This window comes from Rhodocista pekingensis, from assembly GCF_042665545.1.
Taxonomy (GTDB): Bacteria; Pseudomonadota; Alphaproteobacteria; order Azospirillales; family Azospirillaceae; genus Rhodocista; species Rhodocista pekingensis.
The window spans coordinates 54,598-69,980 of the sequence record NZ_JBHTCM010000026.1 but is presented as its reverse complement, the minus strand read 5'-3'; the positions used below and the strand labels follow the sequence as shown (position 1 = coordinate 69,980).

Annotated in this window: 14 protein-coding genes; 12 read left to right on the top strand and 2 right to left on the bottom strand. The window is 72.1% G+C overall.

Features of this window, described 5'->3' with window-relative positions; all coding sequences use genetic code 11:
- Positions 1-129 precede the first annotated feature (129 nt).
- Positions 130-837 (bottom strand): Crp/Fnr family transcriptional regulator, encoded by a 708-nt coding sequence (locus tag ACFQPS_RS18205; RefSeq protein WP_012568967.1) that lies wholly within the window; start codon positions 835-837, stop codon positions 130-132.
- Positions 838-1,019: 182 nt separating this feature from the next.
- Between ACFQPS_RS18205 and ACFQPS_RS18200 the strand changes: the two genes are divergently transcribed.
- Together ACFQPS_RS18200 and ACFQPS_RS18195 are read left to right on the top strand one after the other, a co-directional pair.
- Positions 1,020-1,415: a rhodanese-like domain-containing protein gene (locus ACFQPS_RS18200; protein WP_012568968.1), complete on the top strand. Its 396-nt coding sequence runs from the start codon at positions 1,020-1,022 to the stop codon at positions 1,413-1,415.
- A 114-nt stretch (positions 1,416-1,529) separates the two neighbouring features.
- Positions 1,530-1,970: an OsmC family protein gene (locus tag ACFQPS_RS18195; protein ID WP_377360644.1), complete on the top strand. Its 441-nt coding sequence runs from the start codon at positions 1,530-1,532 to the stop codon at positions 1,968-1,970.
- Between the two features lie 62 nt (positions 1,971-2,032).
- Here ACFQPS_RS18195 and ACFQPS_RS18190 read toward each other — a convergent pair whose 3' ends face one another.
- Positions 2,033-3,037 (bottom strand): SLAC1 anion channel family protein, encoded by a 1,005-nt coding sequence (locus tag ACFQPS_RS18190; protein ID WP_377360643.1) that lies wholly within the window; start codon positions 3,035-3,037, stop codon positions 2,033-2,035.
- A gap of 276 nt (positions 3,038-3,313) precedes the next feature.
- Between ACFQPS_RS18190 and ACFQPS_RS18185 the strand changes: the two genes are divergently transcribed.
- The 10 genes from ACFQPS_RS18185 to ACFQPS_RS18140 all read left to right on the top strand — a co-directional run bounded on the left by ACFQPS_RS18185 (position 3,314) and on the right by ACFQPS_RS18140 (position 15,358).
- Positions 3,314-4,051 carry a creatininase family protein gene (locus tag ACFQPS_RS18185; RefSeq protein WP_377360642.1) on the top strand — a complete coding sequence of 246 codons (738 nt, stop codon included), beginning with the start codon at positions 3,314-3,316 and terminating at the stop codon, positions 4,049-4,051.
- Between the two features lie 397 nt (positions 4,052-4,448).
- Positions 4,449-6,563: a TonB-dependent hemoglobin/transferrin/lactoferrin family receptor gene (locus ACFQPS_RS18180; RefSeq protein ID WP_377360641.1), complete on the top strand. Its 2,115-nt coding sequence runs from the start codon at positions 4,449-4,451 to the stop codon at positions 6,561-6,563.
- 99 nt (positions 6,564-6,662) lie between these two features.
- Positions 6,663-6,782, top strand: a complete 120-nt coding sequence (gene hemP / locus ACFQPS_RS18175) for a hemin uptake protein HemP (RefSeq protein ID WP_272912050.1) — start codon at positions 6,663-6,665, stop codon at positions 6,780-6,782.
- Positions 6,783-6,811: 29 nt separating this feature from the next.
- The gene (locus ACFQPS_RS18170; RefSeq protein WP_377360640.1) at positions 6,812-7,906 is read left to right on the top strand and encodes a hemin-degrading factor; all 1,095 of its coding nucleotides are present in this window, start codon (positions 6,812-6,814) and stop codon (positions 7,904-7,906) included.
- Complete coding sequence (locus ACFQPS_RS18165) at positions 7,903-8,820, top strand: heme/hemin ABC transporter substrate-binding protein (RefSeq protein ID WP_377360639.1); 918 nt, start codon at positions 7,903-7,905, stop codon at positions 8,818-8,820. The genes ACFQPS_RS18170 and ACFQPS_RS18165 overlap by 4 nt, the downstream gene beginning before the upstream one ends.
- A 2-nt stretch (positions 8,821-8,822) precedes the next feature.
- Entirely contained in the window at positions 8,823-9,914 is a 1,092-nt protein-coding gene (locus ACFQPS_RS18160; RefSeq protein WP_377360638.1) for a FecCD family ABC transporter permease, read from the top strand.
- The gene (locus tag ACFQPS_RS18155) at positions 9,911-10,723 is read left to right on the top strand and encodes a heme ABC transporter ATP-binding protein (RefSeq protein WP_377360637.1); all 813 of its coding nucleotides are present in this window, start codon (positions 9,911-9,913) and stop codon (positions 10,721-10,723) included. Before ACFQPS_RS18160 ends, ACFQPS_RS18155 begins: the two co-directional genes overlap by 4 nt.
- A gap of 141 nt (positions 10,724-10,864) precedes the next feature.
- Positions 10,865-11,335 (top strand): RrF2 family transcriptional regulator, encoded by a 471-nt coding sequence (locus ACFQPS_RS18150; protein ID WP_377360636.1) that lies wholly within the window; start codon positions 10,865-10,867, stop codon positions 11,333-11,335.
- A 179-nt stretch (positions 11,336-11,514) separates the two neighbouring features.
- Positions 11,515-13,944: a methyl-accepting chemotaxis protein gene (locus ACFQPS_RS18145; RefSeq protein ID WP_377360635.1), complete on the top strand. Its 2,430-nt coding sequence runs from the start codon at positions 11,515-11,517 to the stop codon at positions 13,942-13,944.
- A 394-nt stretch (positions 13,945-14,338) separates the two neighbouring features.
- Positions 14,339-15,358 carry a sulfate ABC transporter substrate-binding protein gene (locus tag ACFQPS_RS18140; RefSeq protein WP_377360634.1) on the top strand — a complete coding sequence of 340 codons (1,020 nt, stop codon included), beginning with the start codon at positions 14,339-14,341 and terminating at the stop codon, positions 15,356-15,358.
- Positions 15,359-15,383: the final 25 nt, after the last annotated feature.

The following is a 15,383-nucleotide window of genomic DNA, read 5'->3' as shown; positions in this document are numbered from 1 at the left end:
TGACATTCCGCAAGGCGGAGCGGCCCCGGCCTCCCTATCCTGCGATGCGATGTATCAGGTTCTGCATGAGCGGAGACGCGGTTGATCCACCGCCCCCGGCCGATCCCGCCCGGTCCCGGCCGGCGTCCGTCAGGCCTGTTCGGCGATGGCCGACAAAGCCGGGCGGTCGCACAGGACCAGGTTGTAGCCCACCTCCCGGATGGCGCCGGTGCGCTTGAACTCGGCGATGGTGCGGCTCGTCGTCTCCAGCGTCACCGCCAGGATCGCCCCCAGATCCTCCCGCGAGAAGAGCCGCACCGGGGCCTGCGGCGCCTCTTCCGAGAGCAGCAGCAGCAGCCGCGCCAGCCGCTGGCGCACGCTGCCGACCGACAGGTCGGTCAGGAAGTCGTCGGCGATGCTCAGGGCCTCGTGCCATTTCTCCATCAGCCGGAAGTGCAGGCGCGGCGTCTCCGCCTGCAAGCGCTGCACGACGGTGACGGGAATGCGGCAGACCTCCACGGGTTGCAGGGCCACGGCGCTGTGGGCATAGCCGGGGCGCAGCAGCGCCTCCAGCCCGGCGACGCCGCCCGACCGGATCAGCCGGACGATGCGCTGGGTGCCGTCATGTTGCAGATGGACCAGCTTGACCAGACCGCGACGCACGGTGAAGACGGCCTCCGCCGGGTCGTCCACGCCGTAGATCTGGCTGCCGGCCTCGTAGCGCAGCTCCTCGATCGGGGTATGGATGTGGGCGAAGTCGGACTCCTGGAGATCGGCGAACAGGGCCAGATGGCGGATGCCGCATGTCTGGCACGCCGCCAGCCCCTTCCAGGCCGCCTCGATCTGTGGAGCCCTCACCGCGAATCTCCGATGCCATCCATCCCTGACTTATGCATCCTGCCCGCCATCGGGCAAGGCCCTGCATTGTCGCTCGACCGGGCCGTGGTCGCGGCCGGTCCCACCGGGACGGGCGGGTGACCGCCCGGACAACAGCCACCGGGCCCGCCGGCCGGCGGGCCGTCACAGCAAGGGAGAGAAAGATGCCCCAGATCGAATCCTTCGGCATGGCCGAACTGGCCAACTACACGCCGGAGGAGGTCCGCGCCGCCCTGGAGGCCGGCCAGATCACCCTGATCGACGTCCGCACCCCGCACGAATACGCGCTGGAGCACATCCAGGGCGCCCTGTTGTCGCCGATGCCGTTCCTGGAGCCCCGCTACCTGCCGGTCGCCGAGGGGGCCCGGCCGATCGTGTTCCACTGCGGCTCGGGCATGCGCTCGCGCATTGTGGCGCAGCGCTGCATCGATTCGGGCTTCACCCGCGTCGCCCACATGGTCGGCGGCATGGCGGCCTGGAAGCAGGCCGGGTTGCCCTACATCGCCACCGACCTCGCCACCGGCGGCCCGGTCTGGAAGCCGGAAGCGGCCAAGGCCTGACGCCGTGCGGCGGGGCCGCCGGCCTTGCGGATTCTCAATCCGGCCGCCCCGCCGCGGTGCGATCATGGACCATCCATCCAATCCCGCCCCACCGGATCTGACGAGGTTCCAGGGATGCAAGCCCTCCCCCACATCTATCTGACCAAGGCCACCGGCACCGCCCAGGGCAATGTCCGCCTGGAGGCCGAGGCCGACGTGCCGGCGCTGGACACCGCCGCCCCGCCGCAGTTCGGCGGGCCGAACGGTTTCTGGTCGCCGGAGACCCTGTTCGTCGGCGCTGTCGCCGACTGCTACATCCTGACCTTCCGCGCCATCGCCCGCGCCTCCAAGCTGGAGTGGGAGAGCCTGGAGGTCGATGTCGAGGGCGTGCTCGACCGTGTCGAGGGCGTCACCCGGTTCACCCGCTTCACCGTGAAGCCCCGCCTGCTGGTGAAGGCCGAGGCCGATGCGGAGCGCGCGACGACCCTGCTGGCGAAGGCGGAGCGCACCTGCCTCATCACCAACTCGCTGAACGCGGAACTCCATCTGGAGCCGTCGGTCGGCGTGGCCGCCTGAACGGGCCGGGCCGGTCCCCGCGGACCGGCCCTCCTGTCCCGCCCCGGTGCCGGCGGGGGCCATCACTCCGGGGAGAACAGCGTGCCGCCCAGGAGCGCCATCAGCGTGCGGGCCGCCACCGTGGCCACGATGACCGTCGCCAGCAGCAGGGTGACCGCCGCCAGCCCCGCGGCCCAGGCCGGTCCCTGAAGCACCCCGCCCTGAACCGTCCCGTGCAGCTCGGCCAGGCGCAGGCAGGCGAGCGCCAGCGCCGCCGACGGGAAGGTGAAGGCCCACCAGGACACGGCGAAGGGCAGGTTCCGGAAGGACCGCGCCCGCGACAGCAGGATCGCCGCCAGGAACACCGCCGGCCCCAGCAGGATACGGGCCGCGGCGTCCAGCACGCCGCCGTTCAGCGCCAGCCAGGACAGGAACCCCACCGACGGCGGCGCCACCAGGATCGCCAGCGTCGGCAGCAGCCGGGCCGGCATCATCCCGTGGAACAGGATGCGGTTCAGCACCACCGGGAACAGCACCAGCCAGAACAGCAGCCCGACGCTGAACAGGAACCAGGACAGCTCCGTATGGCCGAGCGGGACCCCGACGACGGGGGCCAGGATGTTGCCGACCACGGGGATGAACCAGGCCGGCCCCGCGGTGGCGATCTGCTGTTCCCGCGTGATCCAGCGCCCGATGATCAGGCCGGCCAGCGCGATCTGCCCGACCGCCCCGGCCAGCCAGAGCCCCTCGGCCACCGCGGGGTGGTAGGGCAGCAGGCCGCCGGCCAGGATCATCAGGCCGATGGTCGCGGCAGGATAGAAGTTCACCCGCACGGGATGGCGGGACTCCGCCGCGGCCTCCTCCGGATGGCGGAGCACCTTCAGCAGGTAGAGCACGCCGACCACGACGAAGAGCAGCGCGGCCAGGGCCAGCAGCCCTTCGCCGACGGCGGCGGGCAGGCCCAGGACGGTGTGCGCCTTGCGCCAGGCGAGTCCCAGTCCGCCGACGCCCATCACCGTGGCGAACAGGGGCAGGGGCACATGGGCGACCCAGGAGGCCGGCGCGTGGGAGGCGGGAAGGACGGTCATGGGCCGCTCGCGGGGCAGGAGGGGGCGGGCAGGAGGGGCGGGCTTTGTCAGGAACTGGCCGATCCTGGCAGGGTCGGTCACGGTTCGTTTTGCGGTTTCGCAAGACCGGCGCGGAAATGACGCGGGGAAGACCGGGATCGAGGCGGGACGGGGTGATCGGCAGCCTCCGCGGCGAAGGGCAGGGGTGTGACGGTCGCCGCTTGCGGAGCGCGGCCGGGCGGCGCCAAATCGCCGGATCGAACCCGAACGGCTCCCCTGAGACCGGAAAGCAGATCCATGCGTCTTCAACTCATGTCCTGGCCCGAGGTCGAGACCTACCTCCAGCGCCGGACGGACATCATCATCCCCATCGGTTCCACCGAACAGCACGGCCCCACCGGCCTGCTGGGCACCGACGCCATCACGGCCGAGGCGATCGCCTGGAAGCTGGGCGAGGCGGTCGGCGCCTGCGTCGGCCCGACGCTGGGGGTCGGCATGGCGCACCACCATCTGGCCTTCGCCGGCACGGTGTCGCTCCGCCCCTCCACCCTGGCCGCCGTGGTGGCCGACGTGGTGGCCAGCCTGCACCGCCACGGCTTCACCCACATGCTGTTCGTCAACGGCCATGGCGGCAACGTCGCCACGGTGAACATGGCGTTCCAGGAGATCGCGGCCGCCAGCTCCTTCGGCGGCGGCTCGGTGCCGCCCGTGTGCAGCATCGTGAACTGGTGGGACGGCAACCGGGTGAAGGATCTGGCCCGCACGCTCTACGGCGACCAGGACGGCAGCCACGGCACGGCGAGCGAAATCTCCGTCACCTGGGCGGTGCATCCCGACCAGGTCCGCCGCGCCGAGTTCGGCCCCGCCCCGGCGGCCCGGCCCTGGACCGACGCGGCCGACTTCCGCCGCCACTTCCCCGACGGCCGCATCGGCTCCAACCCCGGCCTGTCCGACCCCGCCCACGGCGCCGCCCTGATCGAAGCGGCGGTGGCCGATCTCGCGGAGCGCCACGCCGGCTTCGCCGCGCGCGCCTGACCGTCCGGCCGGCGGGGAGGGGGCTGCCTTCCCCGCCGGTCCCTGGCACCGCCCCGCAGACCGCCGGGTCCCGTACCGCCTGGCCCTGTCCGCCGTTCCCTGTACCGGCACCCCCGCCGTCCGGCGGGGGTGGCCGTGCGGCCTGTACCTGCCCCACCCCCTTCGCCCGCAGCGACCCCCGGATCGGGTAATGCGTCCGTCGGCGGCATGTTCTGTTGGCGGACAACAGGCAAACATGGTACTTGATAATGCGAACAACTCGCATTACTACGGTCAAATCCTGGTTCAAGCCAGCCGAGACGGCCCCGGCCCCATGGTCCCCGTCGGACGCCAGCCAGAACGCCGAACCCTGCCGACCCGCCTTCGATCCGGTCGGGCAGCCCGTTTGGAGTCTCGCATGTCGGTTCGACGTCTTCGCCGGTCTTCGGCCCTCGCTCCCCTGCTCACGCTCGCCATCGCCTTCGTGCCGGGTGCCCTCGTCCCGGCTGTCGCCGCGGCTCAGTCCGGCGGCACGGCTCAGTCCGGCGGCACGGCCCAGCCCGGCGGCACGCCGCCGGCCGATCCTGCCGCGTCCTCCCCGGCCGAGGAAGAACCGGTCATCCGCCTGAAGCGGATCACCGTCACCGCCACCCGCACGCCGCGTCCGGCGATCGAGGTGCCGGCCGCCATCACCGTCATCGACGAGGAGGAGATCCTGCGCCGTCAGGCCCAGAGCCTGGATGACCTGCTGCGCGACGTTCCCGGCGTGGAAATGGCCGGCGGTCCGCGCACGACGGCGGAACAGCCCAGCATCCGCGGGTTGGGCGACGAGCGCATCCTGATCCGCCTGGACGGCGCCCGGCAGAACTTCCAGGCCGGACACAAGGGGCGGACCTTCCTCGATCCCTCGCTGCTGAAGCAGGTGGACGTGCTCCGCGGGCCGGCATCGGCGCTGTACGGCAGCGGGGCGCTGGGCGGCGTCATCGCCCTCACCACCAAGGACCCCGCCGATCTGCTGCGGGACGGCGACACGGCGGGCGGGCGGGCCCGGCTGTCCTGGCAGGACAACGGTGACGAATTCGTCGCCAGCCTGACCGGCTACGGCGCCCCCAGCGACACGGTCGGTCTTCTGGCCAGCGCCACCTACCGCAACAGCGGCGACGTGGATTCCGGCTCCGATCTGACCATCCCCTACACCGGCGACGATCTGGTCAGCGGCCTCGTCAAGATGGACTGGGCGGTGCAGCCGGGCCACCGGCTGCGGCTGTCCTGGCAGGGCTACCGCAACGACCAGGAACTGCCGTCCGCCCCGGACACCAACGACCTCAGCATCCTGGTGGACCGGATCACCCGCCAGGACACGGCGACCCTGGCCTATGAGGGGCAGTCGGGTCCCTGGTTCGACATGCGCGGCACCGTCTACTGGAACCGGACGAAACTGGACGAGGACAGGATCGGCCAGCGGCGGGCGGACGACACGGAACTGGAGACCGTCGGCATCGACCTCGCCAACACCAGCCGCTTCACGGCCGGCCCCGCCGCGGTGGCCCTGACCTACGGCATCGAGGCCTACCGGGACGAGCAGCGCGGCACCCGCGACGGCGGGCCGCGGCCGCAGTTCCCCGATGCCGACAGCGAGGTGCTGGGCCTGTTCGCCCAGGCGGAGACGGTGTTCGCCGAGCGCTTCACCCTGACCCCGGCCATCCGCTACGACCGCTTCGACCAGTCGGCGGACGGGCAGGAGGGGCGCACCGATTCCGAGGTTTCGCCCAGCCTCCGGGCGGCGTTCGACGCGACCCCCTGGATGACGCTGTACGCCAGCTATGCCACGGCCTTCCGGTCGCCGTCGCTGACCGAGCTGTACAACAGCGGCCTGCACTTCCCCGGCGTCTGCCCGATCCCGGGCCGGCCCTGCATCATCCCGAACAACTTCTTCGTCCCGAACCCCGACCTGGAGCCGGAGAGCGGGGCCACGGTCGAGATCGGCGGCAATCTGGACTTCGACGATGTCTTCCTGGCGCGCGACCGGCTGCTGCTGAAGGCCGCCCTGTTCCGCAACGACGTGGACGACTTCATCGAGCAGGCGGTCCTGATCTCCCAGGGCCAGACCACCCGTCGCAACGTGCAGGACGCCATCATCAAGGGCATGGAGGTCGAGCTGACCTACGACAGCCCGACCTGGTTCGGCAGCGTGTCGGGCTCGCTGCTGCGCGGCGAGGACGACGATACCGGCCTGTCGCTGGACTCCATCCCGGCCGACCGGCTGGTGCTGACCGCCGGGCGCACCCTGCCGGAGTACGACCTCAGCGCGGGCTGGCGCACGACCCTGGCCGACGAACAGGACCGGGTGGCGACGGCCGAGCCCACCGCCGGTTACGTGATCCACGACCTGTTCGTCGTCTGGCAGCCGCGGGAGGCCCTGCGGCTGGACCTCGGCATCGACAACATCTTCGACAAGGCCTACCGCCGCCACCTGTCCAGCATCCCCGAGCGGGGCCGGACCTTCAAGGTGGCTGCGGGGGTCAGCTTCTGAAGCATGCAGGAGAAGGAGACACCCATGCTCTCGGAGAGCGACGCCCGGACCGGCCCCCGGGCGCCATCCGGTCCTCCGGACCCCGGACGGGTCCCGCGTATGCCGCGCATCGACAGCCGTGACCTGCTGCGCGGCGGGCGCGAGATCGTGATCGTCCACGAGGGGGAGGAGTACCGCCTGCGCAGGACCAGCCAAGGCAAGCTGATCCTGACGAAATAACGGCCGACACGACGGAGAGGGAGAGGCGCATGGATCAGATACTGACCGGCTCGCTGCCGGACCTGAAGGCGGCATGGCTGCGGCTGCTGGAGACGACGCCCGGGCTGCGGGCCCGCGACGCCGCCGCCCGGCTCGGCGTGAGCGAGGGCGAACTGGTCGCCGCCCGGGTGGGCGAGGGGCCGGGGGCGGCGCGCGTCGTCCGCCTGGACCCCGGCACCGCGGCCAACGGCTGGGGCGGGCTCATCGAGCAGTTGCCCACGCTGGGCGAGGTGATGACCCTGACCCGCAACGAGCATGCCGTGCATGAGAAGCACGGCACCTTCGAGACGGTCTCGATCGGGCCGGGCAGCGGCCTCGTGCTGGGGCTGGAGATCGACCTGCGCCTCTTCCTCAACCACTGGCGCCATGGCTTCGCCGTGCGCGAGGAGGTGAAGAGCGGCCTGCGCGACAGCCTCCAGTTCTTCGACATCGACGGCACGGCCGTCCACAAGGTCTATGTGACGGCGGCGACGGACCGGGCGGCGTTCGACCGGCTGGTCGAACGGTTCCGCGCCCCCGACCAGACCCCCGGCATGGGGGTGCTGCCCCTGCCGGTGCCGCCGCCCGACCGCCCCGATGCGGAGATCGATCTGGCCGGCTTCCGCCGGCACTGGGAGAACCTTCAGGACGCGCACGACTTCTTCCCGATGCTGCGCGAATTCGGCATCGGCCGGCACCAGGCGTTCCGCCTGATCGGCAGCGATTTCGCGCGGCCCGTGTCGGTGCAGGCGCTGGCGCTCTGCCTGCGCCTCGCCGCCCAGCGGCAGGTGCCGATCATGGTCTTCGCCGGCAATGCCGGCTGCATCCAGATCCATACCGGCCCGGTCGAGCGGATCGAGCCGACGGGTCCCTGGATCAACGTGCTGGACCCGCGCTTCAACCTGCATGTCCGGCAGGACCGCATCGCCAGCGCCTGGGTCGTGCGCAAGCCGACGCGGGAGGGCGTCGTCACCTCGCTGGAGCTGTTCGACGCCGAGGACCGTCAGTTCCTCCAGCTCTTCGGGGAGCGTCGCGGCGGCAAGCCGGAGCGGGCGACCTGGCGCGGCATCCTGGCCGACCTGCCGGAACCGGAGATCGCGGCATGAGATCCCTGTTGCGGGCGGCCGTCGCGCCGCTGATCGGTCTGCTGCTGGCCGCCGGCCCGGCGGCCGCCGACCCGTCCACCCCCGGTCCGGCTGCCGCCGATCCATCCGCCGCCCACCGCATCGTCAGCGTGGATGGTGCGGTGACGGAGATCGTCTACGCGCTCGGTCAGGGCGGCCGGGTGGTGGCGACGGATACGACCAGCTCCTGGCCGGCGGAGGTCGCGGCCCTGCCGAAGGTGGGCTACAAGCGCTCCCTGACGCCGGAGGGCCTGCTGTCGCTGCGGCCGGACCTGATCCTCGCCAGCAGCACCGCCGGCCCGGCGCAGGTGCTGGACGCCATGCGTGCGGCCGGGGTGCCGGTGGTGACGGTGCCCGACGCGCATTCGACCGAGGGCGTGCTGGCCAAGGTCCGCGCCGTCGCCCAGGCGCTGGGCGTGCCCGCCCAGGGCGAGGCGCTGGCCGGGCGGATCGCCGCCGACCTGGAGATCCAGGCGGCCCGTCTCGCCACGGTCCGGGAGCGGCCGCGGGTCCTGTTCGTGATGGATACGGGCCAGGGCGGGCTGATGGCCGCCGGGCGCGACACGGCGGCGGACGCGGCCATCGCGCTGGCCGGCGGCGTCAACGCCTTCGCCGGGGTCACCGGGCTGAAGCCGCTGACCCCGGAGGCCGCCGTCCTGGCGGCCCCGCAGGTCATCGTCGTGACGCATCAGGCTGCCGATCGCCAGGGCGGGCTCGCCGGCATCGCCGCACACCCCGCGCTCGCCCTGACCCCCGCCGTGCGGGACGGCCGCCTCGTCTCCCTCGACGCGCTGCTGGTGCTGGGGTTCGGTCCCCGCATCGGGGAGGCCGTGCGGGTGATGGTGGCGGCCTTCCATCCGGAGCTGCCGGCGCAGGCGGCCGAGGTCCCCCGGTGACCATGGCCGTGGGCGCGAGGCGGGCCGCGCGCGCCGGTGACGCCGGCCGGGAGCGATCCCGGGTCCGGCGGGGAAGCCTGCTGCTGCCGGGGCTGGCCGTGGCGCTGGTCGTGGGCGTCGTGCTCGCGCTCGGCATCGGCGCCCTTCCGGTACCGCCGGACCGGGTGCTGGGGTCGCTGGGTGTCCGGCTGGGCCTCGTGGCACCGGACCCCGCCACCCTGCACGAGGTGGCGGTGGTCACCGGCATCCGCCTGCCGCGCATCCTGATGGCGCTGGCGGTGGGGGCGGCGCTCGCCGTGGCCGGTGCCGTCCTGCAAGCCTGGTTCCGCAATCCCCTGGCCGATCCCGGCCTGATCGGCGTTTCCAGCGGCGCCGCCCTGGCCGCTGTCGCCATGATCGTGCTGGGCGGGCCGCTCGCGGCCCTGCTGGGGGTCTGGGCGCTGCCGCTGGCCGCCTTCGTGGGCGGCACGGCGACGACGCTGCTGATCCACAGCCTTGCCCGGGTGGAAGGGCAGGTGGACGTGGCGACCCTGCTGCTGGCCGGCATCGCCGTCAACGCCATCGCCGGGGCGGGCATCGGCATCCTCTCCTTCTTCAGCGACGACCAGCAGCTCCGGGCGCTGACCTTCTGGACCATGGGCAGCCTCACCGTGTCCGACTGGAAGGCCCTGGCCGTGGCGGTGCCGTTGCTGCTGCTGCCGCTGGTGCCGCTGCTGGCCATGGCGCGGGGTCTCGACCAGCTCAGCCTGGGCGAGGAGGCGGCCCGCCATCTCGGCCTCGACATCCGCCGGATGAAGACCGTCTCCATCCTCGGCGTCGCGGTGATGGTGGGGGCCGCGGTGGCGGCGGTGGGGCCGATCAGCTTCGTCGGGCTGGTGGTGCCGCACCTGATCCGGCTGCTGGCCGGCCCCGGCCACCGCATCCTGCTGCCCGCCGCGGCCCTGGGCGGGGCGCTGCTGGTGCTGCTGGCCGACACGGTGGCCCGCACGCTGGTGGCACCGGCGGAGCTGCCCATCGGCCTGCTGACCGCCGCCATCGGCGGTCCGTTCTTCCTGGGACTGCTGCTCCATCGCAAGGGAGGGCTGCGCGGATGACCCTGACGGCAAGCGATCTCCGCATCGTGCAGGGCGGGCGGACCCTGCTGGACCGCATTGATGTCAGCCTCGATCCCGGGGCCTTCACGGTCATCCTGGGACCGAACGGGGCCGGCAAGTCCACCCTGCTGCGGGCGCTGTCCGGGGACCTCAGGCCGGCGCGGGGGCGGGTCACGCTGGACGGGGCGGATGTCTGGCGCCTGGGGCCGGTCGATCTGGCCCGCCGAAGGGCCGTGCTGCCGCAGGACATCAGCGTCGCCTTTCCCTTCCCGGCGCGCGAGGTGGTGGGCTGGGGCGTCGGCGACCTGCCGCCGGCCGCGGCCGCGGCGCTGGTGGCCCGCGCCCTGGCCGCGGCCGACGCCGCCCATCTGGCCGACCGGCCCGTGACCCGGCTGTCGGGGGGCGAGCGGCGGCGGGTGCATCTGGCCCGTGCCCTGGCCCAGGCCTGGGCCGCCGACCGCCCGGACCTGCGGGCGGTGCTGCTGCTGGACGAACCGACGGCCGGGCTGGACCCGCGGCACCAGCATCTGGTGCTGCGGCTGGCGGCGGATCTCGCGCGGCAGGGCATGGCGGTGGCCGCCGTGCTGCACGACCTGGACCTCGCCGCGCGCTACGCCGACCGGGTGATGCTGCTGGCGGACGGCCGTCTGGTCGCCCTGGGCCCGCCGACCGCCGTGCTGACCCCCGACACGATCCGCACGGTGTTCGAGCTGGACGCCTGGGTGGACCATTGCCGCATCACCGGCGCGCCGCGCATCTACATCCACCCCCCGGTCCCGCCGCCTGCACTTGCGGAGGCGGCGGAGTAGCGACCCGGGGAGCGGGCCTTGGGCACCACCCTGTGTTGCGGCGGCAACGCTGCGCCGCCCGGCAGGCGGATGGCGCAATCCCCCATTGATGCGACGGCACCGGAGCCCCACAAAGAGGGGAGCCTTCCGGGAGCGGTATCGATGGCCTCCTCCTCGTCCATGCTGTCACAGCGCTGCAAGTACGCCCTGCGGGCGGCGGTCCACCTTGCCGGGCTTTCCGAGCAGGAAGGCTGCGCCCGGATCGCCGACATCGCCGCAGCGGAGAACATCCCGCACAAGTTCCTGGAAGCCATCCTGCTGGACCTGCGCAAGGCGGGGCTGCTGAAGAGCGTCCGCGGCCGCGATGGCGGCTACCGTCTGGCGAAGGCGCCGGAGCACGTCTCCATGGGTGACATCATCCGGGTGGTGGAGGGCACCATCGCCCCGATCCGCTGCGCCAGCCGCAACCGGTTCGAGCCCTGCGAGGACTGCGGCAACCCGGACGAGTGCGTGATCCGCTGGGCCATGGTAAAGGCGCGCGACGCCATGGCCGAGGTGCTGGACCGCTGCACGTTGGCCGAAGCCGCCCGCCGCCGGCGGACCCTGGGCACACCCCTCGATTTCGTGATCTGACGGCGTCGGGGGCCGCCGGGGGCGTCCTGTCACCCGCAAACCGCCACCCGCAAACCTTGTGCCAGCCTGCCTATCCAAAGGTTATGGATGACATACAAACTTATGCTTAGGTGGAAATAACACCTTCCGCTATAGACCCTTTGACTTTTTCCACCTGAAAGAGACGACAGGAGGCCGCCTTGCGCGACAACGGGCCCGTGACGGGACGTGAGGTGATGCTCGGCGACGGGGATCTGCTGGTCTCCCGCACCGACACGGCGGGCCGGATCACCTTCGCCAACGATGCGTTCGTGAGGATATCGGGCTTCAGCGAGAAGGAACTGCTGGGCGCGCCGCACAACCTCGTCCGCCATCCGCACATGCCGAAGGAGGCCTTCGCCGACCTCTGGGCCACGGTGAAGGCTGGCCAGCCCTGGGAGGGGCTGGTCAAGAACCGTTGCAAGAACGGCGATCATTACTGGGTCCGTGCCAACGTCACCCCCGTGGTCGAGGGCGGTGAGGTGAAGGGCTACATCTCCATCCGCACCCGGCCCGCCCGGGCGGATGTCGAGGCGGCGGAGCGCCTGTATGCCGCGATCCGTGCCGGCACGGCCAAGGACATTGCCGTCGTCGGCGGTGAGCCCGTGCGCAAGGGGCTGTCCGCCTGGGTCCGCCGCACCGCGGCCAGCCTGACCGGCCGTCTCGTCGCCTCCTTCGCGGCCATGGTCCTGCTGGTCGCCGCCCTGGGCTGGATCGGTCTGCAAGGTCTTTCCGACGCGCAGGAGGGGCTGCGCACGGTCTACGAGGACCGGGTCGTCGCCCTGCGCGACCTGAAGCAGGTGTCGGACGAAGTCGCCGTCGCCATCGTGGACGCCGCCAACAAGGCGCGCAGCGGCAGCCTGTCCCTGGAGGAGGGAGCCGCCTCCGTCGAGCGGGCCCAGGGCGTCCTCGCCACGGGCTGGACCGCCTTCAAGGCCACCAGCCTCGATGCGGAGGAGGCCCGGCTCGTCACCGGGGCGGAGGCCCCCCTGCTGCGGGCCGACCGTGCCATCACCGACCTTCTCGCCCTGCTGCGGCAGGGGAACCGGGCTGCGCTGGACCTGTTCATCCGGGACCGGCTGTACCAGGAGGTGGCGCCGGTCGTCGGCGCGCTGAACGGTCTCGCGGACCTCCAGGTGCGGGTCGCCGCCGAGGAATACACCAGGGTCAGCGGTCGCTTCGGCACGGTCGTCTGGCTGTTCGCGGCGTTGCTGCTGATCGGCGCCGCGGTGGCGGCCGGGGCTGCGACCCTGCTGCTGCGCACCGTGCTCCGGCCGCTCGCCACCCTGGGCCGGCATTTCGAGGCCATCGCGCGCGGCAACCGGGGCCACACCATCGCCCTGCCGCCCGCGGCCGAGTTCCGGCCGGTCACGGCCCAGCTCCGCTCGCTGCGGGCCCGGCTTGCCTTCGCCGCCGAGGAGACGGAGACGCAGACCCGCCGTGCCGCGCTGGAGCGCCAGCGCGCCGTCCTCTCCATGGCCGAGACGGTCGAGCGCGAGAGCAACGCCGCCGTCGAGGCGGTGGCCGAGCGGACCGGCGCCATGGCCCGGGACGCCGACGGGATGGCGAACTCCGCCGATCGCGTCAGCAGCGCTGCCGGCGGTGTCGCCGCAGCCGCCGATCAGGCGCTCGCCAACGCCCAGGCGGTCGCCAGCGCGGCCGAGGAACTGTCCGCCTCGATCAACGAGATCGTGACCCAGGTCACCCATGCCAGCACGATCACCCGCAGCGCCGTGGCCGAGGGCCAGAACACGGCGGAGGCGATCCGCGCCCTTTCCGAGCAGGTCGCCGGGATCGGCGAGGTGGCCCGGCTGATCAACGACATCGCCGCCCGCACCAACCTGCTGGCGCTGAACGCCACGATCGAGGCGGCCCGCGCCGGGGAGGCGGGCAAGGGTTTCGCCGTCGTGGCCGGGGAGGTGAAGTTGCTGGCCAACCAGACCTCGCAGGCGACGGACGAGATCACGGCGCAGATCACGGAGATCCAGCGCGCGACCGCCGCGGCCGTCACCGCGGTTTCCAGCATCGGCCAGCGCATCGGCGAGGTGGATCAGGTGTCCACCACCGTCGCCGCCGCCATGGAGGAACAGAGCGCCGCCACCCGCGAGATCAGCCGCAACGTCGTGGAGACGACCCAGGCCGCCCGGCAGGTGTCGGAACTGATCGGCACCGTGGCCCGCGACGCCGCGGAGACGGGGCAGCAGGCGGCGGCGGTCCGGGCCAATGCCGGCAGCGTCGCGGACAGCATCCGCGAACTGCGTCAGGTGCTGGTGCGGGTGGTGCGGACCTCCACCCGAGAGGCGGACCGCCGGACCGAGCAGCGCTTCGCCGTGGACATCCCCTGCGAGGCCCGGCTGGTCGGTGGCAGCCGGCAGGAGGTCCGCGTGAGCGACCTGTCCGTCGGCGGCGCCACGCTGGCCGGGGCGCAGGCGGATATCGGCAGCGAGGGGCTGCTGCATCTGCCCGGCCTGCCGGAGCCGGTGCCCTTCACCGTGCGCGCGGCCGACGCGACCGGCCTGCACGTCGCCTTCGAGCCGCGCCTGCCGGACGGCGTTCCGGCCCGCCTTGCCGGTTACGCCAACGCCGCCTGACGGCGGCGGACAGGCGGCGCCCTGCCTCTCCCGCTGCCGCTGCCGTCGGGGTCCGGAACCCCGGCGGGGGCGGCGGGTTGATCGCTGTGACGACATATCACATGCAGCGTGCGGCCAATCTTCGCCTCAAATCCTATTGACAGGATGGGGATTGGCCGTCAGCATGATCCTGTCGGTCCATCGACCGGCCGCGGCCCTTTGATGTGCAGCTTGCGCCGCGACACCAAACGCTAAAGCGCCACGAAGCGGGTTCGTGGTGCCCGGTTGTGGAGGGCACCCCGGCAGCGGCGTCACGGGCGGCGGTCCCCGCCCGGCCCCGCCGGCATCTCCCCTCCCGTCGTCCGGCACCGCGAGGCTCCCGGTTCTCCCGCTTGGCCGGACAAGGGAGTGACCCATGAGCTGGTTTGCACGCGCGGCCGCGGCCGCCGCCCTGGCCATCGGCATCGCCGCCGCTGCCGCGGTGGCACAGCCGAAATCCTATGAGATCCTGAACGTCAGCTACGATCCGACGCGGGAGCTTTACAAGGAATTCAACAAGGTCTTCGCCGAGCGCTACAAACGGGAAACCGGCGCCACCGTCACCATCAAGACCAGCCATGGTGGCTCGGGCAAGCAGGCCCGCTCTGTCATCGACGGTCTGAACGCCGACGTGGTCACCCTGGCGCTGGCCTACGACATCGACGCCATCGCCGAGAATACGGACCTGCTGCCGAAGGACTGGCAGACGCGGCTGCCGGACAACAGCACCCCCTACACCAGCACTATCGTCTTCCTGGTCCGCAAGGGCAACCCGAAGAACATCAAGGACTGGGACGATCTGGTGAAGCCCGGCATCCAGGTCATCACCCCCAACCCCAAGACCTCGGGCGGGGCGCGCTGGAACTACCTTGCCGCCTGGGCCTACGCCCTGGAGCATGGCGGCGGGGACGAGGCAGCGGCCCGCAGCTTCGTCGAACGTCTCTACCGCAACGTCCCGGTGCTCGACACCGGCGCCCGCGGCGCCACCACCACCTTCGTCCAGCGCGGCATCGGCGACGTGCTGCTGGCCTGGGAGAACGAGGCCTTCCTGGCGATCGAGGAACTGGGTCCCGACACGGTGGAGATCGTGGTGCCCAGCCTCTCCATCCTGGCCGAGCCGCCGGTGGCGGTGGTCGACCGGAACGTGGACCGTAAGGGCACCCGCGCGGTGGCCGAGGCCTATCTCGCCTTCCTCTACACCCCTGAAGGCCAGGAACTGGTCGCCAAGCACTTCTACCGGCCGCGCCTGCCGCAGCTCGCCAACCGGTACAAGGACCGCTTCCCCGCCCTGAAGCTGGTGGAAATCTCCCAGTTCGGCGGCTGGGGGCGGGCCCAGGCGACGCATTTCGCCGACGGCGGCGTGTTCGATCAGATCTACCGACCCGACGGGCGCTGAGCCCGTTTCCGGTCGGATGCCGTGG